The organism is Desulfobacterales bacterium, from assembly GCA_029211065.1.
Lineage (GTDB): Bacteria > Desulfobacterota > Desulfobacteria > Desulfobacterales > JARGFK01 > JARGFK01.
This window is the reverse complement of the sequence record JARGFK010000006.1, coordinates 33479-52343: the sequence shown is the minus strand read 5'-3', so window position 1 is coordinate 52343 and position 18865 is coordinate 33479. Positions and strand designations below refer to the sequence as shown.

Here is an 18865-nt window from a genome sequence, read left to right as displayed (position 1 = left end):
AACAGACAAAAAAAGGAGATGACCGATGACACACAAAAAACGGCTTTTGTTATTATGCCATCTGGCGGTGGTGGGGTTGATCAGTTTCGGTTTGCTGGCGGGCGCCGGGCAGGCCCAGGACTGGCCCGACCGGCCTGTCAGCATGATTGTTTCCTATTCACCCGGCGGAGCCACGGATTTCCAGGCCCGGATTATCAGCATGATGGCCGGCGACGAAAAATATCTGGGCCAGCCCATCGTGATCATCAACAAGGCCGGCGCCGGCGGCCAGGTGGGCTGGAACTGGGTCGTTGAAAGGGGGTCCAAGGACGGTTACACCATGACGGCATACAACGTGCCTCATTTCATTGCCCAGTCCATTGTTTACAAGACCAAGTTCAACGTGGATTCTTTTGAGCCGGTGGCCAACTGGGGAGCCGATCCGGCGGTTTTCATCGTGCCAAAGAACAGCCCCTTCAACACGCTCAAGGATGCAGTGGACTATGCCAAGGCCAATCCCGGCAAGATTACGGTCACCGGCGCCGGAATGTTTGTGGGCCATCATATCGCCTTTTTGCAGATGAGCCAGGCCTGCGACATTAAAATGACCTATATTCCCGAGCCGGGAGGGGTCAATGCCATGCAGTCGGTCGTAGCGGGGAAGGTCAAGGCCGGTTTCAACAACCTGTCCGATGCCTTTAGAAGCCAGGACAGACTCAAGATCCTGGGGATTGCGGATCTGAAACGGCATGAATACCTGCCGGAGGTGCCCACCTTTAAGGAAGCTGGATATGATGTCGACAATTCCAGCGTGAATTTCCGCGGCGTGGCCTTTCCCAAGGGTGTTCCCCAGGCAATCATCGACAAGACGGCCGATGTTTTTCCCAAAATGTTCGGGAACAAAAAAATTGTATCCAAGATGAAACAGAGCGGGAGCCCCCAGAAAACGATGACCCGAGCGGAAGTGACCGCGATGTTTAAGGAGCGTGAGGTTTATTTGCGCGAATTGCTGAAGGACCTCAAGCAGTAGGATTGGCCAGTCGGAGGGAACCGGCGGAGAAGAGAGGACGTTGGTACAGACGGTTCATTACGATTTGTGCAAACCTGTATCAATTTGAAGGGAATGGCCAAAGCCATTCCCTTCTTTTTTGAACGCAGAGAGCAATTTAATAAACTGAGTATGCAGTTAATCATTTGGCACGACCCTGTATGCATCAAACCGTCAGTATCAAAAAAGATCTGTCATGATCGGTGCTAAGCATCCGGCCACAGCCTGCCGGCATCGTCGCGCAGTTTGAATTTCTGGATCTTGCCGCTGGCGGTGAGGGGATAATCCGTGACAAAATGCACGTATTTGGGGATTTTGTAGCGGGAGACCTGGCCGCGGCAGAAATCGCGGACATCTTCCGCCGCCAGCGCCGACCCGGGCTTGAGCCTTATGAAGGCGCCGACTTCTTCACCGTACTTTCTGCTGGGAACCCCCACCACCTGGACATCCTGAACACCCTCCATCCGCAGGAGAAACTCTTCGATTTCGCGGGGGTAGACGTTTTCCCCGCCGCGGATGATCATGTCCTTGCTGCGGCCGGTGATGGACAGGTAGCCGTCCCGGTCCAATTCGCCGATGTCGCCGGTCCGCAGCCAGCCGTCGGCGTCGACGGCCGCGGCTGTGGCCTCCGGCATCCGGTAGTATCCTTTCATGACGTTGTAGCCGCGGCAACAGATTTCCCCCGGCGCCTCCGGGGCGACATCGGCGCCGGTTTTCGGATCGATCAGCTTGACTTCAATGCCCGGCATGACGGGTCCGACGGTACGGGTGCGGCGTCGGATGTCGTCCGTGGGCAGGGTCTGGGTGATGACCGGCGAGCCTTCCGTCAGTCCGTAACAGATCGTGACTTCGGACATATGCATTTTTTCGATCACTTCTTCCATGGTTTTGACCGGGCAAGGCGAGCCGGCCATGATCCCGGTCCGCAGGGATGAAAAATCGAATTTGTTAAAGAGTTTGTGGCTGAGGATCGCGATAAACATTGTGGGGACGCCGTAGAGCGCGGTGCAGCGTTCCTGCTCTACCGCCGCCATGACCTGGACGGGGTCGAAATCTTCCAGTATCACCAGACCGGCGCCGTGATTGACGGCGGCCAGTACGCCCAGTACGCAGCCGAAGCAGTGAAACAGGGGGACCGGCAGACAGATGCGGTCGTCCGGGCCCAGGTTCTGGTGCCTGCCGATCCAGTAGCCGTTGTTGGCGATATTGTGATGGGTCAGCATGACGCCTTTGGGAAACCCCGTGGTGCCGGAGGTATACTGCATGTTGATCACCTGGCGGGCATCGAGCCCGGCCTGACGCTGCCGGTAGGCCTCGTCGCCGGTCATCCGGCCCATGGCCATCAGCTCCGGCAGGGAATAGATCCCGCGATGTTTTTCCTGGTCTAAAAAGAAAACCCGTTTCAATGCCGGGAAGTGTTCACTTTTGAGATGGCCGCGCGGCTGCGTTTTCAGCTCCGGAATCAGTTCGTTTACGATGGTCAGGTAGTCGGCATCGCGAAAGGCTTCGATCAGAAACAGGTTTTCCGCTTCGGACTGCTGCAGCAGATAAAGCAGTTCAGCGCGCCGGTAGTGCGTATTGACGGTCAGCAGGATGGCGCCGATTTTGGCCGTGGCAAACTGCAGCGCAACCCAGTAGGGAACATTGTTGGCCCAGACGGCGACTTTCTCGCCGGCCTCGACGCCCAGGGCCATCAGGCCTTTTGCCAGCCGGTCGACCACCCCGCCGAACTCGCGATAAGTCAGGCGAAAGTTGCGGTCGACGTATATGATGGCTTCATTTTCGGGATGCTTTTCGATGGCCCGGTCCAGCAGCTGTCCCAGGGTGTATTCGTGTAAAGCGGATTGCGGCGTGTTCATCCGTGCGACTCCATAATATATAGAACGGCATATATGGCCGCCTTGCGGTCACCGGCGCAGCCCACATGGTGCGGCACCACCGAGTTATAATACATGCTGTCGCCCGGGTTCAACACGTGGGTGTCCTGACCGTAGATCAGCTCCACCCGGCCGGAAACGACCACGATAAATTCCTCACCCTCGTAGCTGCTGAGGGATTTGTCCCGGCTGGAGGCGGGCATGAGCTCGACATAAAAGGGCTCCATGTGACGATCTCTTTTGCCGCGGCCCAGGGAATAGAAAGCGACTTCCGCCGGGGTCTGAGCGCCGCGGTGGGTGGTCAGCTGCTGTTCCCGCTCGTCCAGGCGAACAATCAGGGGGTCGTTTGAAATATGGTCGTCCATGAAGGTCCCCAGTCGTACGCCGAGGGCCCGCGCAATTTTGATCAGCGGACCCAGCGAAGGGTAAATATCGTTTTCCTCAATGGCTTTTAAAAAGCCGGATTCCAGGCCGGTGCGGGTGGCCAGGTCTGCCGGCGTCAGGCCCGCCTGTGCGCGATAGTCTGCGATACGTTTTCCAATAGGTGTGCTCATGATCAACTCCTTGTTATATCGTCGGGTAATCCCCGTCTTTTTACCAAAATCAAATTTGCCTGATTATCAGTGCCGGCAGCGTCATGTCAATTATTTTAAAAGGTAGTCGAAATTTTTCGTCCCTCCCCGCGGCATGAGGCATTGACAGGGTGGCGATAAGTTCTTATTTTAGTGACAAAATTTATAGCGCGGTGATCACATAATGTATGAACATCCTCCCTATCGCCCGCCCAGCGAGGCGGACAGCATACTCTTCCGGGTTACCCGGGGGTGTCCCTGGAATCAGTGCACCTTCTGCTCCATGTATAAAGAGACCCGCTTTGAACGACGGCCGGTTGAAGATGTTATCCAGGATATCGAGACTGCCGGAAAGTTCTATCGCCACAACGCACCGACTATTTTCCTGGGGGATTCCAACAGCCTGATCCTGGATGTCGATCCCCTTGAAAAGATCCTCGATTACATATACCAGAACTTTCCGGATGTCCGGCGGGTCACCAGCTATGCCCGGGCCCGGACGCTCTGTAAAATAGAGATGGAGGACCTGCAAAAACTTCGCCGGGCCGGACTCACCCGGCTCCACATCGGTCTGGAGACCGGCGATGCGGAGCTGCTTCAAATGATCCGCAAGGGTGCCACCCCGGACCAGATGGTAACGGGCTGCCAACGGGCAAAGGAAGCCGACTTTGAAGTGAGCCTGTATGTCCTGGCCGGAATCGGCGGGGAAGACCGCTGGCGACAGCACGCCCAAGGGACCGCCGATGTGCTCAACCGGGTGGACCCCGATTTTATCCGCATCCGCACCTTTGTGCCCACGCCCCTCTCGGAGCTGTGGGAAAATGTGCAGGCGGGTGAATTCAAAACGGCTGAACCCGAGACGATTCTACGGGAGCAGCAGCTTCTGATAGAGCGTCTGGAGGTTACCTCCCAGTACCTGAGCGACCATGTATCCAACTACGTATCTGTTAACGGCAAGCTTCCGAAGGACAAAGCCCGGATGCTGGCGACCGTCCGGCAGGCGCTTGCCGATTTTGAGAACGATGCGGGGTATCGCCGCCACCTGGAGAGAATACGGCGGCTGACCCGTCTGTGATTTTTTTACGCGCTATTATTGATCCCCTCCGGGAATAAAAACGTCGCCTGCAGGCGCTGAATTCAGTTTGACAAATTCGAAATTCGAATATCGAAATTCAAAACAAATCCGAAATCCGAATGACCGGTAAAGTGGCGCGCATTTAAAATTCTACGGCCCTGCCAGACAGGTTCCCTTGTTTATGGTTATAGTATTGAAATTCGAAGTTGGCGTATGCATTGCTTTGTGCGCGAGCTTCCCTTTGGATTCAAATGTTAGGTTTAAAACACCTCTTGATTTCACACATGTGAATGTGTAACATCATGTGTGAATATTTAGGAGGTGATCTTAATGGCGACAAATTTACAGATAGATGACAAGCTCATTTTAAAAGCGGTCAGACTCGGCGGACATAAAACAAAAAAGGCCGCTGTCTCAAAGGCGCTGATTGAATATATCCATCAATTGGAGCAGGAAAAAATTCTCTCGATGTTCGGGACGGTGGAATACGATCCTGATTATGATTATAAAAAGCAGAGAAGCCGGTCATGAAGGTCATTGTTGACACGAGCGTATGGTCTCTGGTTTTAAGGCGCGATCAAGAGGGATTACTTGCGCCCGTCCAGGAACTTCTCCGTTTAATACACAGCCATCGTGTCCAATTGATCGGTCCTATCCGGCAGGAGATTTTATCGGGCATTCGCAGCGAATCTCAGTTTAATAAACTGAGGAAGCATCTCGAAAGTTTTCCCGATCTTCCAATTCTTACTGAAGATTATGTTGTCGCAGCGCAGTTTTTCAATCAATGCCGTTCAAAAGGAGTTCAAGGATCAAATACGGACTTCTTGTTTTGCGCAGTGGCAGCCAGAAACAAGTTTTCGATATTTACCACCGACAAAGACTTCGAACTGTTTTCAAAACACGTACAAATTGTTCTCCACAAAGTGGATTAATTCCAACCTTGCATTGAGGTGTCACCATGTTTGACAACCTTGACCCGGTCACACTGGCGCGTTTCCAGTTTGCCTTCACGATTTCGTTTCACATACTCTTTCCGGCCTTTACCATCGGGCTGGCCAGCTGGCTGGCGGTTCTGGAGTGGCGCTGGCTGCGGACCGGCTATACGATCTATGCCGAAGTCTACCGAATGTGGGTGAAAATTTTCGCCGTCACCTTCGGCATGGGTGTCGTATCCGGGGTGGTCATGTCCTTTCAGTTCGGCACCAACTGGTCCGTTTTTGCGGACAGTGTCGGCAATGTGCTGGGTCCTCTGCTGGGCTACGAAGTTCTCACCGCCTTTTTTCTGGAGGCATCTTTTCTGGGCATCATGCTGTTCGGCTGGAATCGCGTCAGCCCCCGGATGCATTTTGCCGCTACCCTGATCGTGGCTGCGGGGACCCTGATTTCCGCCTTCTGGATTCTGTCGGCCGGCAGCTGGATGCAGACGCCCCAGGGATTCCGGGTCGGTGAAAACGGGATATTTTTCCCCACGAACTGGCTGGAAATCATTTTCAACCCGTCGTTTCCCTATCGCTTTTTCCATATGGTGGTGGCTGTCTATCTGACCACGGCTTTTGTGGTTGCCGGCATCGGCGCATTCTACCTGTGGCGCGGACGCCACGTCAAACACGCCCGGGTGATGTTCGGCATGGCCATGATCATGGCGGTTTTTGTGGCGCCGATGCAGCTGCTGATCGGCGACCTGCACGGGCTAAACACCCTGGAACACCAGCCCGTCAAGGTGGCTGCAATGGAAGGCCTCTGGGAAACCCAGCGCGGCGCCCCCCTGAAGCTGTTCGGCTGGCCGGACCAGGAGGCCGAGACCACCCGGTTTTCCCTGAATATTCCCAAATTATCCAGCCTGATTCTCACCCACGATCTAAATGGTGAAGTCAGAGGGCTCAAAGACTGGCCCAGGGATGAGCGCCCGCCGGTGGCAGTGGTATTCTGGGCGTTCCGCATCATGGTGGGACTGGGCACGCTGATGATTCTCACCGGCGTCCTGGCGCTGATCCTTTATTTACGCAAGCGGCTGTTCGACACCCGTTGGTTTCAATTCTGGTCTATGGCCTTGATGCCGGCCGGATTCATTAGCGTACTGGCGGGGTGGTTCGTTACCGAAGTCGGCCGACAGCCCTATGTCGTCTATGGCGTTCTGCGGACGGCGGATGCCGTCTCACCCCTTTCCGGCGGCCCCATCGCCATATCCCTGGCCGCTTTTGTTTTTACCTATGCCGTAGTTTTCGGCGCCGGATGTTATTATATCCTGCGGCTCATCGGCAAGGGTCCGCCGTCTGAAGAAGACACCTACGGTTCCCACGGCGTGGCCCAGCCCCCGCTGGTGACAAAACTGGTTTCAGAAAAAGGAGGCCGGCATGTTTAGTTTCGAATCATTTCTGGATTTGCCGCTGATCTGGTACGGCCTGATCATCACGGCGGTCATCCTTTACGTTATCCTCGACGGATTTGATCTGGGGGTGGGAATCCTGTTTCCTTTCGCCCCTTCGGACCAGTGCCGGGACCGCATGATGAACTCAATCGCGCCCTTCTGGGACGGCAACGAAACCTGGCTGGTACTGGGCGGCGGCGGGCTGTTTGCGGCTTTTCCCCTGGCTTACGCTGTTCTGATGCCGGCGCTCTACATCCCGGTGATCCTGATGCTGCTGGGCCTCATTTTCCGCGGGGTGGCCTTTGAGTTTCGCTTCAAGGCAAACCGTTCCCGGGTGATCTGGGACTATGCGTTTCATTTCGGATCCCTGGCGGCCGCCTTTATGCAAGGAATGTTCGTGGGCGCTTACGTCCAGGGCGTCAACGTAACGGGCCGCAGCTTTAGCGGCGGCGCCTTTGACTGGCTGAACGCATATAGCGTTATGACCGGGATTGCACTGGTGTTCGGCTATGCGCTCCTGGGCGCCACCTGGGTGGTGATGAAAACCGACGGGGCCACCCAGCGCTGGGCGCGAAAAACCGCGGCTTACGCGCTCGGATACGTGGGTCTGTTCCTGGCGATTGTCAGCATCAGCATGCCGGCGATGAATGCGGCGGTGCGGGCCCTGTGGTTCAGCCTCCCCAATTTCTTCTACCTTCTGCCGGTGCCCCTTGTGACGGCCGCCCTTTTCATCATGATATGGCGTGATTTGCACACGGGCAGGGAGTACCGCCCCTTTTTTCTGAGCATCGGAATCTTTCTGCTGGGATATCTGGGCCTGGGGATCAGCCTGTGGCCCTGGCTGGTGCCGTTTGGGGTCAGTTTCCGGCAGGCGGCTGCAGCGCCGGAATCCCAATCCCTGCTGCTGGTGGGAACGGCGGTAATGCTGCCGATGGTATTGGGCTACACGGCCTTCTGTTACTACGTGTTCAGAGGCAAGGCCTCCCATGAAGCCATTTACTGAAAAGCAAAGAGAATGGCTGTGGTTTGCCGGGCTCTGGTGGGGCGGCCTGGCCGCTTCCCTGGCCCTGGCCCAAACGGTGCGCTGGATGCTGTCCATTTAGTTGGAGAAAGGGGTCCAGGATTCGAGGGGTCAAGGGTTCAACAATCGCTAGTAAATTTTAAGTAATGGGCCTAAGGATCATGGCACATGGCGCAAGGAAAAAACTATTTCACTCTTCCCTGAGCCGTAAGCCTTTAGCCGGGTTCTTATTTCTTATCGCATACCCCTTCTTATCAGCTTACAGGCGCTTCAGTTTCCGGTTTCCGGCCTGGTAGTTGATCATGTTGCCGGCCAGCAGGATTTGCCGGTCCTTTTCCGTCAGGCCGGGCAGAGACAGCTTTAACGGGCGCACCGTGTTGTTTTCGATGATCCAGCCGGAAACATCCTCTTTAGCTTCTTCCAACAAGGTGCGGATTCCGGGCAGGAAAATGGAGCTGTTCAAAGAAAAGTTTATTTTTTCGCTCTCCGAAATAAATGGCAGAACTCCCCAGTTGATGCAGTTTGAGCGGTAGCGCTTGGTGGCGTATTCCCGGGCGATATTGGCCCAGGTGCCCAGGACCTTCTGACAGGAGGCGGCCTGCTCGCGGGCGGACCCGTCTCCGGGTTTTATGGCATAAACCAGGCTTCCGATTCCGGTATTTTTAGCGAGACTGTCCATATCGGTGAATCCCGGAATCCGGGCGGAAATAACTTTGTACATGGCTTTTATTTGGGCCGGAAGTTTGTCGGCCGAGCTGTTTTTAGCGGCATGATACATGGCCTGGACGTCCTTGGCCCGCTGGACATAACCCGGATCTTTCCGGCTCAGGGTGAATTCCGCCAGCCTAAGCGGGTTGGAGCGGTAGGATGCTGTTTCTCCGGAAGGAATCAGCTCGTCGGTGGTGGTGACGGGATCCTGCAGTATGGAAACGACCGTGAGAAGCAGATTCCGGGGGAGCGGATCCATTTTCGGCCAGTCGGCAATGTTGGGACCCATGACCAGCGCTTCTTTTTTTAGCGGCTTGCGAAAGCCGTTGTAAACTTTTTTATCGTAAATTTCTTTTTCGAAGCGGTAGGGATAACGATCCTTATAGTCGAGGGTTTCGGCCGCAGAGGTCAGATAGCCCCCGTTTCTGTAAGTGGCGGCAATCGAGCGGGCGTCCATCAGAGCGACGGCCGCGATCTGGCCTTCGCCGGGTTTTGAGCCTTCCCGGTTCGGGAAATTGCGGGTGGTGTGCCGGATGCTCAGGGCGTTGTTGGCAGGGGTATCACCGGCGCCGAAACAGGGGCCGCAGAAGGCGCTGCGAATGACAACGCCGGCCGCCAGGAGTTTTTGAATGGATTTGTTTTTTGTCAGCGCCAGATTGATCGGCTGGCTGGCCGGATAGACGCTCAGCTGAAAGCTGCTGCCGGCATTATCGGCCCCAGCAATAATATCCGCCATGGCGCTGATATTCTCGAACATGCCGCCCGAACAACCGGCAACGATCCCCTGGTCGATTTTGACTTTTTTGCCCTTGACCTTGTCCGCAAGGGAAAAAGCGACGCGCTGACGGTCAAAAAGAGCGGCGGCCTCTTTTTCCGTTTTTCTAAGAATGTCCCCGGCGTTTTTCTTGAAATCTGAAATGGCGTAGGCATTGCTGGGATGAAAGGGCAGGGCGATCATGGGTTCTATTTTGGACAGATCCACCCGCACCAGGCCGTCATAATACGCAACAGGGCCCGGTGCCAGCACGCTAAAATCATTTTCGCGGCCGTGGACCCGGTAATATTTTTTAACTTCCTTGTCGGTAGTCCAGATGGAACTCAGGCAGGTGGTCTCGGTGGTCATGACATCGATGCCGATGCGAAACTCGACCGAAAGGTTTGAGATTCCCGGGCCGACAAACTCCATGACCTTGTTTTTGACATATCCTGATTGAAACAGGGCCGCGACGAGGGCCAGTGCGACATCCTGGGGCCCGGTCCCTTTGGGGGGCGTACCTTCCAGATAGACGGCCACGACATCGGGATATTGGATGTCCCAGGTTTCACCCAGGAGCTGCTTGACCAGTTCCGGGGCGCCTTCGCCGACACCCATGGTCCCCAGTGCGCCGTAGCGGGTATGGCTGTCGGCCCCGAGAATCATCCGGCCGCAGCCGGACATCATCTCGCGCACATACTGATGGATCACCGCCAGATGGGTGGGAACGAAAATTCCGCCGTATTTTTTGGCGGCTGAAAGACCGAAGACATGATCGTCCTCGTTGATGGTGCCGCCCACCGCACAAAGGCTGTTGTGGCAGTTGGTCAGGACATGGGGCAGGGGAAATCGTTCCAGGCCGCCGGCCCGGGCAGTCTGGGTGATGCCGACGTAGGTGATGTCGTGGGAAGCCAGGGAATCAAAGGAAATATTGAGCGACTCTTTGTCCCTGCCTTTGTTGTGACTTTGGAGAATGCCGTAGGCGATAGTCTCCTGTTTCAGTTTGTCGGGAACCAGATTTTGGGCCTCGGTTGCCTTCAGCCCCTGCCGCCGGCAGGCAGCGTCAACGCGTTTCTGAGTTGATTTGTCATTGTCTTCAACGACTTCCATATTGTTGATCAGGTAAATACCCTTTGCCTTTGAGATGGTGGTCATGATCATCCTTTTCGTTTGAATAAAGTTTTAGTAAATTCCTGTTAGGATTTCACGGCGAGCATTGTCATCAACGCCAGTGTAATTGAAGGACAGGGTTCTGTCAATTTGGTTTTAAAGCTGGTTTTAGAGATAAACAAACATTATCGTTGATTTTAATGATAGCAGTTGTCAAAATTATGCAGCATTTCAATCACCGGAGAATTTCCTATAAAAACTGTGATTCAGCATGTCGGCAAAAAACAATTTGCGTATGGAAAGTGAAGCAACCAAGCGCTCCGGCGAAGTGTATCTCTGCCAGGTGGACGAAAGGGTCTCCTGCGGGGCCTGCTGCGGGCTTTACAATGTCAGAGATCTTTCGCAAGGATCGCTTGAAGCCATGTTGACCGGGCGAACCGAAGAATTTGCCCGGATGCCCCGGACCGTTGAAGCCATCGAAGCATTCCAGAAAAAAATCGAAGGGTGGACACCGCCCAAAAGACCGTTTCCGGATTTTTACCACTGCCCGTTTCTGGGGCTGATCGGCCTAAACGGCCGGCGGGTCGGCTGTCTGCTTCATCCGGCGGCGGCGGGCAACAACGGCATTGACTGGCGCGGACTGAGCTATTACGGCGCCATGGCCTGCCGGATTTACTTCTGTCCGAGTGTGCGGCAGTTGCCCCGGTCTTATCTGCAAATCTTCCGCCTGGCGATGGACCACTGGTACCCCTTTGGCCTGATCGTGACCGAGCGCCGGCTGTTGGCCGCTTTTTTCAGGGAGGTTGAAGGTCGCATCGGCCGCCCGATTACAGCGGCTGACTTTGGGAAAAGGTCCGAGTCGGTGGAACTCCTGCGTGAATTTGCCGGTTTGAAAAGGGGGTGGCCTTTTCGCCGAAAAGACGCACCCGGTCCGTGCAACTATTTTTTTGAAAACGGAGAATATCCGCGACCCCCGGTCCAACGATGGGGAAAGAACGTACCGCTGTCCCGTTATGAGGAGATCTTCAAGGAACTGGAATCGGCCTTTTCTTCAAAAAAAGACCTTCGGGCGGCCGAAGATTTGCTGGACAATCTATTCAGCCGACTGCAGGCGGCGATTCCAAAACATATCAAGAACAAGAATTCATTTTAACAACCACGACACAGTTTAGAAGGGTGGAATCCGGTGATTTCGCCACGCTAAAGCGTGGCTGGATGACTGTCGCAGTTTATCCCGCACTCGGTGCGGGGCAGGCATGACGGGATTCAGGATTTTTTACAAATATGTCATGGTTGGAATTTCAACAGGTGAATGAAATTCCAACAAAGCCCCCTTTGAGGATAACCAAAGTCTTCGCTATGCGTCCGGATCCTTTACTTGTTATTCTTTTCCGCCATGGCTTGGCGCAGCTTTTCAGCCAGATCGCCGGCGGGTTCCTGGGGTGCGGCCGGAGCGAAATTTTTCCACGCGCCTTCGTCGGTTGCGTCCCCGGCAGCCAGTGAAATCTTTCGTTCGTGCAGACGGATCGATTCAACGGTTACGGCCAGTGGATCACCGACCTTAAGCCCTTCGATGGCCGCGGGTTTCTCGGAGGCGCTGATTTTTGATTTCGGCAGAAGCCCAGTAATGCCGGGCGCCAGAGAGATAAAATAACCGAATTTTTCTTTCTTCTCCAGGGTTCCGGTAACGATCTGTCCGACCCGGAACTTGTCCGACACTTCCAGCCAGGGATCTCCCTCGGCTGCGCGGAGGCTCAGGGATATTCGCCGTCCTTTGGGATCGAGTTCCTTTACCAGGACGGAAACCATTTCACCCGGCTTGACCACGTCGTCGGGTTTGATAATCCGTTTGACATAGCTCATTTCGCTGACATGAACCAGGCCTTCGATGCCGGGAGCGATTTCCACAAAAGCGCCAAAATCCATGCAGCGGGTAACCTTTCCGTTCACTTTGTCGCCGGCGTGAATTTTTTCTGCAACCGTATCCCAGGGATCCCCGGAAACCTGTTTCATGGACAGGGCGATTTTTTTCTGATTTTTTTTGTCGCTTTCGCTGATGTCCACCACTTTGACCATGACCCTGTCATTGGCCTGGACGATGTCATCAGGTTTGTCTACACGGGACCAGCTCAGCTCGGAAATATGAACCATTCCCTCAAGGCCGGGGGTCAGTTCGACAAACGCGCCGTAAGGCATCAGCCGGGTGACCCGGCCCTCTATAAGATCGCCCTTATTCAAGGTCTCTAAAAAGGCTTCTTTTTCTTTTTCCATGGCCTTGGCCAGCAGTTTCCGGCGGGAGACAACGATGTTCCGGCCCCTTTCCTCAAACTGGGTAATCAAAAATTGAAATGTCTGCCCCACGTAATCTTCGGGAGTTTCCACAAAGTTGACGTCGATCTGGCTGATGGGACAAAAAGTGCGCCGCTGCAGCATTTCAACGTGGAATCCTCCTTTGCAGGTAGCGCTGACTTTTCCTTCCACCGGAATGGCGCTGGCAAAGGCGTCTTGCAGCAGCTCGATCCCGCCGACACCGGAAATGGCTTTGGAAAGCCGGATTTCATGCTCATTCTGCAAGACTACATACAGTTCAATTTCATCGCCTTCGTGATAGGGCATGTTTCCGTCTTTGTCCAGCAGTTCCGCCCCCTCCACAACCCCGTCAACTTTGGTGCCGGTATCCAAAAAAACCGAATTTTTTCCAATGGAAATGATCCTGGCCATTATCTTGTCGCCGACCTTGAGATCGTCCTTCATGCCGGCGCTGTAAGATTCGAAAAGATCGGCAAAGCTTTCTTCCTCGTGTTCTTTCTCGTTGTTGATGTCGTCTGACATATCCACGCTCCTCATATGAAAATCAGTTCACCGCAGTCTCTGCCTGCTTGCTGGGGGCTATACATGATAGGGACTAATTTTGCAATTTGTTTTTGATGGATGAATTGCTGCTGTTGGCCCGATCGGTGGTGCTGGTGGATAAAGACGGTATCGTTCGCTATATTCAGGTGGTGCCGGAAATGACCCGGCTGCCTGATACGGAAAAAGCGTTTGCGGCGGCGGCTGCGCTCTTGCGATAGCATCAGGATATTCTAAATGTTTCGGCGCTCTTTCTCTCTCCGGTGGCTGTAACGCTCGCTGCGACGGTCGAAACCGCTTCGTCTATCCAAACCGGACCTTCTTTCAGGCCCATGCGATGGATTGAACGATATTCGTCTATCGACCGCTGATCGTCTGCCCCCATTATCCATTGCTGCAACAAAGCTCCCTGGTGCTGGTAATTGTTTCCGGAAACATTTGTCAGGGTCAATTTAAGTACAGGTGTCAGAAAATACGGTAACGTATTCGCAAAAAGGATTTTAACGTGCGTTCCTAAAGAAATTCCCAAGCCCCCCCTGAAAAAAGGGGGCAATTATTTTTCTAATAAATAACACATCTGATAATTAATTGGCAATAAATATAGCCGTTTTTCCAGGAATGTTCCTTTGGCCGGGCTTTTTCGGCAATTCCATTTTTCAAACGTAATGGCGCTGTGTCCTGTATCCGCGAAGTATCCCTTTGGGAGAAAGCACCAATTGCCACAACTGATTTTTTCTGGCGCGGAAAGACCCGGCACAGGACAACAGGTAATATTTCCACATCCGGTAGAAGTGGTTGTCATAGGAGGCACTGAGGATTTCCCAGTTTTTATCTAAATTACGGAACCATTGCAACAGGGTCCGGTCGTAATCCGGACCAAAACTGTGCCAGTCCTCCAGAACGAAGACTCCCTCGACGGCGGCACATATCTGTTTGGCCGACGGCAGTATGGAATTCGGAAAGATGTAGCGTTCGATCCAGGGGTCGGTGACGGTGTCAGACTGGTTTGTTCCGATGGTATGCAGCAAAAAGAGGCTTTCATCATCCTTCAGGCAATTCCTGACGACACGCATAAAACCGGCGTAGTTCTTGTGACCGACATGTTCAAACATGCCGATGGACAGAACGCGATCAAAAGATTCATCAATCTTTCGATAATCCTGCAGGCGGATATCGATGGGGAGTCCCCGGCACAATTCTTTTGCATAGGCTGCCTGCCGGTCTGAAACAGTGATGCCGACAACTTCGACGTCGAACCGTTCCGCGATAAACTTGGCGGTCCATCCCCAACCGCATCCGATGTCCAGAACCCGCATGCCCGGCTGCAAATCCAGCTTGCGACAGACAAGATTCAGCTTGTTTTCCTGGGCGGCTTCAAGGGTGGTTGCGGTTTCCCAGAAACCGCAACTGTAGATCAGCCGATCATCGAGCATGTGCCGATAGAAATGGATGTCCATATCGTAGTGATGCGATCCGACCTGGTAGGCTCGCGACGGCTTCTGGCGGTTGAACAGCCCGACTTTCAGGGAATCGAGCAGCCATGTGCGGGGCTTTACCATGGTATCGAGCTGCGCCCGCAGAATTCGAAAAAAAAACTCGTCCAGTCTGGGGCAATCCCACCAGCCATCCATGTAAGATTGGCCCAAAGCCAGCGAACCGCCCGTCATGACACGGGTATAAAGCCCTTGATTATGGATGTGGATATCCCATGCGCGCGTTCCGCCGATTTCAACATCGGCCAGGGCCAGCAGCCGTTCAAATCTGTGGAGCAGCGCATTTCCAGCCATAGACGGTTACCTCCTGAATAGCAAAGATACGAATGAGAACACCTTCCGTAAGATTGAGAGCGAGGCGTCAGGCCAGGGGAGATAGTTTTCCGAGAGAAACACAGAGCATTAAGCGCAGGAATGAAGATTGTTTGACCCTTAATTTCTATCCGGGAATTCCTGATTCGTCAATAAAAAAACCACAGGCCGGATCATCGGGGGAAACGGTCATGTGCCGGCGTTTCGGGCGGGAAAGGGACGGGTCCCCTGATGTGGCTGCGCTCTAGGGACGTCAAATTTTTGGGCCCTTACGCATATCTTTTCTTGGAGTTAATCCTTGACTTTCCAGCGTGCGTCCCATAAATACCCCGGCGGCATGCATTTCTTTCTCACCGCCGCCGGATGCCCTGCCAGAGATTTCGGCGGGGGTGCTGAGGAAATATCTGCACGCACCTAAAACAAAGACTGGTGGGTCCGCCTGTGCCTCCCAAATAAAAGATTCAACTGATGAATACCGGACTCAATCATTCTATTAAGCCTCATTTGGGCTCTTTTTCCGCGGCGCTCCATTTCATAAACCGGCAGCAGCGCGACTGGAAAGTTACGGTTGGCCGGACATCTCTGGACAAGCTTGCCTATCAGATGATTTTCCCCTACCTGTCCATCTATATCGTGGCCCTGGGGGCCAGCGCGACGCAGCTGGGGATGGTGAACAGCGTCGGCATGATTTGCGCCGGCGTGGCCAGTCCGCTGGTGGGTTGGTTCATAGACCGGACCGGTCCCAAAAAAATCTACCTCACCGGCATCGGCTTTATGGCGATTTCCTATCTCATGTACAGCCTGGCCGGCGGCTGGACGATTACCATTTTTGCCATGATTGCCTATTGGCTGGGCCAATCAGTCAGCACCCAAAGCTGTGCGACGGTTTGCGGGAATTGCCTGCAGAACCAGGATCGGGCCACCGGTATGACGATCTGTGAGACTGTCGCTGCCGGGCTGTTGGGGATGGTCGGCCCCATGCTGGCCGCGTGGCTGATAACGGCTTTCGGCGGGGTCAGCGTCGACGGCATCCGGCCGTTATTCTTTGTCGCCCTGGCCATCAGCATCGGCAGCCTGCTTTTGGTTTACACGCAGTTATCAAACCGGAAATGGAACAACGTCAACAGATCCCCGCAGAATTTATTCTCAGACCTTTACGGGATTATCAGGGGGGGCCGCTATCTCAGGCGTTGGCTGGTCCTGGCTGCGATCGGCAATCTGCCCCTCGGCATGATTTTTCCATTTTCCCAGGTTTTCGCCAATGAGGCCAAAGGGGCGGACGGGTTTATCCTGGCGGCCATGGTTACCGGGGCGTCCCTGACATCCATCGTCCTTGCCATACCCTTGGGGCGGCTGGCCGACAGCATCGGCCGCAAACGGGTTCTATACCTGACCATCCCGCTTTTCTGGGTATCCAACGCCATCCTGGTATGGGCGACAAGCCCGGCCTGGCTGGTCATTGCCGGAGTTCTACAAGGGTTCTACTGGATCGGCGCACCCATCGCCATGGCAATGGAACGGGAGCTGGTGCCGGCCGATCAGATGGGACGGTGGCTGGGAATCACGCGCTGTTTCCGGATGCTGCTGAATGCCGCCATGGCGTTCCTGGCAGGTCTGATATGGGATAAAATCGGACCGCAATATGTGTTCATGGCCTTTGTCGCCCTCGACCTGCTGATCCGGATGCCGCTGCTCATTTCCATGCCAGAAACCCTCAAAACCCGTTTTCCCGCCTGATCCTGAAAGGGTTAAGGGCTGCTTCAATTTACTATTTACGCTATCTGATTTTACCTATAACCGCAGCAATCATCCGGGTTGTGGCAGCCGACGCTTTTGTACCCATTGAAATCGTCGGCTATTCCCAATTCCCTGTTTTTCCGGTCAGATTTTCTTTGACATCGGTTATGGAAATGCTCTATAGATGGCGCGTTTAGGTTGGAGATACAGTTTTCTGATAACATTCCTATAAATATGGAGGTGACAAAATGGCCGACGCTTACATTAATATTTTTCTCAATGATGACAAAATCAAACAGCTTCAGGATACAGAACTGGCCGGCCAGGTCAAGACGGTCGACGGCAAACAGGCCGTCCAAGTGGGAATGACCGCAAAGGACCAGAAAAAACTGGTCAAAGGCTATGAGGGGCTGACTTTTGACGCTTCCAATGCCTGCGTGCTTCCGGAGAAGGGGGAAGAGATCCTGTGGAAAATAATCCTTGATATGAAAAGCATCGATGTGATGAAATTTGCCATTACAAAGCTATACAACCCCCTGGCGGGTCGCGACGTATTTGGCCGCGGATCCGGCGGCCGTTAGTCGTTTTATAAATAGTTTTATAATAAAAGAACGGATGGCCATGGGCCCGGGCCCGTGGTCATCCGCTCAGATTTGGTATTGTTAATAATCTGCTGAACGAAAGAACGTTCTTTACATCACTCTTTTTCCCTCCAGACAAACAGACCCTTCCATCACGGGAAATTCCAAGGCGCTGAGGTGCAGGATGAAAAAATGTGCAGCCATCATTTTGTTGCTTGTGATCGCGGCTTTGCCGGCGTTGGCCCGGATAAAACCGGCGGAAGCCTCCATCAAAGGGTTTATGGTGTTTTCAAAAGGATATATCCATAACTACACGCTGGGTGCGGACAAGAAATTCACCCTGAAGGCCACCGCCGAAGCCGGAGAGGATTTCGAAGATTACGCGGCCTGCGCCGGGAGCCTTTATTCGGTGAACGCCCTGTTGGGGACCATCGTCAAGCTGGACGGTGATCTCAAAGAAGCCGTGCGGATAAAACTAAAGGCGCCGGGAGATATCACCCGATTTCTCGGCAGCGACGGAAAGTATCTTTTTATCCTGGCGGACAATCGGGTGACGGCGCTGACCCCGGAACTCGATCCGGTCGCGGCAATCGACCTGAAACCGGAAAAACTTGGCAACATAACACCGGTGATCTCCCCCATCGATTTTGATATCCATGACGGCAAAGAATACCTGCTGGCGAATACCGGGGATATTTTCATTATCGATATCAATGACCCCAAAAATCCGGTGGCGGCAAGAATAGCCGTTATCGACAGGGACAGACCGCCGGAACTGCGGGCCCAGTGGATTGATCCGGACACTAAGACCCTGAATGTTCTGGCGGCGATAAAAACCGAAGAGCGCGACCCCGCCCTTGCACCCAATGAAACCCGAATCATCGAGCGTCAGTATGTGTATACCTATCATCTGGAAAACATGGACAAAAAGCCCAGCGCCACAAGCATTTATGAAAAAAGACAGATATATAAGTCCGTTACCGGGGAGTTTATGGACCATATGCAGCAGCAGAATCAAAACGGCGTCATCATCGACCGGATGTCGCCCTACCGGCCCGACGGCGAGCCCTGGGGGGTCTATATCAGCAAGCTGAGCAAAGGAACCCCCTGCGTCGCCGATGCCTTTTTTCAGGAAAAGGGCGTTTTGGTTTACGGGGCTGATTTTGTGATCCTGGAAAGCGAAGGCAGGGTTCAAACGCTGGAAGTCTTCCGGGACATCGAAACAGAAGCGCTCTGGTTCAGGCATAAAGGCAAGGTCAATTTTATCTATCGGGACCCCCGGCGATGGATTTTGCATATTTATCCGCATATTCTGTACAACCTGCTTGGCGAGGATGTGATGAAGGCAAAGGATGTGCAGTTTCTGGCGTATTAATGGTT

At 53.9% G+C, this 18865-nt stretch carries 17 protein-coding genes; 11 read left to right on the top strand and 6 right to left on the bottom strand.

All coding sequences use genetic code 11. The features are described 5' to 3' along the window. Positions 1-25 precede the first annotated feature (25 nt). Positions 26-1009, top strand: coding sequence for a tripartite tricarboxylate transporter substrate binding protein (locus tag P1P89_02650; protein MDF1590390.1), 984 nt, complete (start codon positions 26-28; stop codon positions 1007-1009). A 224-nt stretch (positions 1010-1233) separates the two neighbouring features. Here the strand turns inward: P1P89_02650 and P1P89_02645 are convergent, their stop codons facing one another. Continuing rightward, positions 1234-2886, bottom strand: a complete 1653-nt coding sequence (locus P1P89_02645; protein ID MDF1590389.1) for an AMP-binding protein — start codon at positions 2884-2886, stop codon at positions 1234-1236. Continuing rightward, complete coding sequence (locus P1P89_02640) at positions 2883-3458, bottom strand: XRE family transcriptional regulator (protein ID MDF1590388.1); 576 nt, start codon at positions 3456-3458, stop codon at positions 2883-2885. Before P1P89_02640 ends, P1P89_02645 begins: the two co-directional genes overlap by 4 nt. Before the next feature lie 202 nt (positions 3459-3660). On the opposite strand from P1P89_02640, the gene P1P89_02635 reads away from it, so the two are divergent. From P1P89_02635 to cydB, 5 genes are all read left to right on the top strand, one after another. After that, on the top strand, positions 3661-4551 hold the full coding sequence (locus P1P89_02635) for a radical SAM protein (GenBank protein MDF1590387.1): 891 nt from the start codon (positions 3661-3663) through the stop codon (positions 4549-4551). A gap of 330 nt (positions 4552-4881) precedes the next feature. After that, positions 4882-5082, top strand: a complete 201-nt coding sequence (locus P1P89_02630; protein ID MDF1590386.1) for a type II toxin-antitoxin system VapB family antitoxin — start codon at positions 4882-4884, stop codon at positions 5080-5082. Next, entirely contained in the window at positions 5079-5483 is a 405-nt protein-coding gene (locus tag P1P89_02625; GenBank protein MDF1590385.1) for a PIN domain-containing protein, read from the top strand. The genes P1P89_02630 and P1P89_02625 overlap by 4 nt, the downstream gene beginning before the upstream one ends. Before the next feature lie 26 nt (positions 5484-5509). After that, positions 5510-6913: a cytochrome ubiquinol oxidase subunit I gene (locus P1P89_02620; protein MDF1590384.1), complete on the top strand. Its 1404-nt coding sequence runs from the start codon at positions 5510-5512 to the stop codon at positions 6911-6913. Then, on the top strand, positions 6906-7922 hold the full coding sequence (gene cydB, locus P1P89_02615) for a cytochrome d ubiquinol oxidase subunit II (GenBank protein MDF1590383.1): 1017 nt from the start codon (positions 6906-6908) through the stop codon (positions 7920-7922). Before P1P89_02620 ends, cydB begins: the two co-directional genes overlap by 8 nt. A gap of 277 nt (positions 7923-8199) precedes the next feature. Here the strand turns inward: cydB and P1P89_02610 are convergent, their stop codons facing one another. Then, on the bottom strand, positions 8200-10557 hold the full coding sequence (locus P1P89_02610) for a hydratase (protein ID MDF1590382.1): 2358 nt from the start codon (positions 10555-10557) through the stop codon (positions 8200-8202). A gap of 226 nt (positions 10558-10783) precedes the next feature. Between P1P89_02610 and P1P89_02605 the strand changes: the two genes are divergently transcribed. Next, complete coding sequence (locus P1P89_02605) at positions 10784-11665, top strand: hypothetical protein (protein MDF1590381.1); 882 nt, start codon at positions 10784-10786, stop codon at positions 11663-11665. A 221-nt stretch (positions 11666-11886) separates the two neighbouring features. Here P1P89_02605 and P1P89_02600 read toward each other — a convergent pair whose 3' ends face one another. Beyond that, on the bottom strand, positions 11887-13344 hold the full coding sequence (locus P1P89_02600; protein MDF1590380.1) for a 30S ribosomal protein S1: 1458 nt from the start codon (positions 13342-13344) through the stop codon (positions 11887-11889). A 92-nt stretch (positions 13345-13436) separates the two neighbouring features. On the opposite strand from P1P89_02600, the gene P1P89_02595 reads away from it, so the two are divergent. Further along, the gene (locus P1P89_02595; GenBank protein MDF1590379.1) at positions 13437-13583 is read left to right on the top strand and encodes a hypothetical protein; all 147 of its coding nucleotides are present in this window, start codon (positions 13437-13439) and stop codon (positions 13581-13583) included. A gap of 2 nt (positions 13584-13585) precedes the next feature. On the opposite strand, the gene P1P89_02590 is transcribed toward P1P89_02595, so the two are convergent. Beyond that, a complete protein-coding gene (locus tag P1P89_02590; GenBank protein ID MDF1590378.1) occupies positions 13586-13762 on the bottom strand; it encodes a hypothetical protein in 177 nt (58 codons plus the stop codon). A 256-nt stretch (positions 13763-14018) separates the two neighbouring features. Further along, entirely contained in the window at positions 14019-15149 is a 1131-nt protein-coding gene (gene cfa / locus P1P89_02585; GenBank protein ID MDF1590377.1) for a cyclopropane fatty acyl phospholipid synthase, read from the bottom strand. A 486-nt stretch (positions 15150-15635) separates the two neighbouring features. Here cfa and P1P89_02580 point away from each other — a divergent pair, with 486 nt between their 5' ends. From P1P89_02580 to P1P89_02570, 3 genes are all read left to right on the top strand, one after another. Further along, positions 15636-16904, top strand: a complete 1269-nt coding sequence (locus P1P89_02580; GenBank protein ID MDF1590376.1) for an MFS transporter — start codon at positions 15636-15638, stop codon at positions 16902-16904. A 248-nt stretch (positions 16905-17152) separates the two neighbouring features. Continuing rightward, positions 17153-17485 (top strand): hypothetical protein, encoded by a 333-nt coding sequence (locus P1P89_02575; GenBank protein ID MDF1590375.1) that lies wholly within the window; start codon positions 17153-17155, stop codon positions 17483-17485. A gap of 184 nt (positions 17486-17669) precedes the next feature. Next, on the top strand, positions 17670-18860 hold the full coding sequence (locus P1P89_02570) for a hypothetical protein (GenBank protein ID MDF1590374.1): 1191 nt from the start codon (positions 17670-17672) through the stop codon (positions 18858-18860). The last annotated feature ends 5 nt before the right edge of the window (positions 18861-18865 follow it).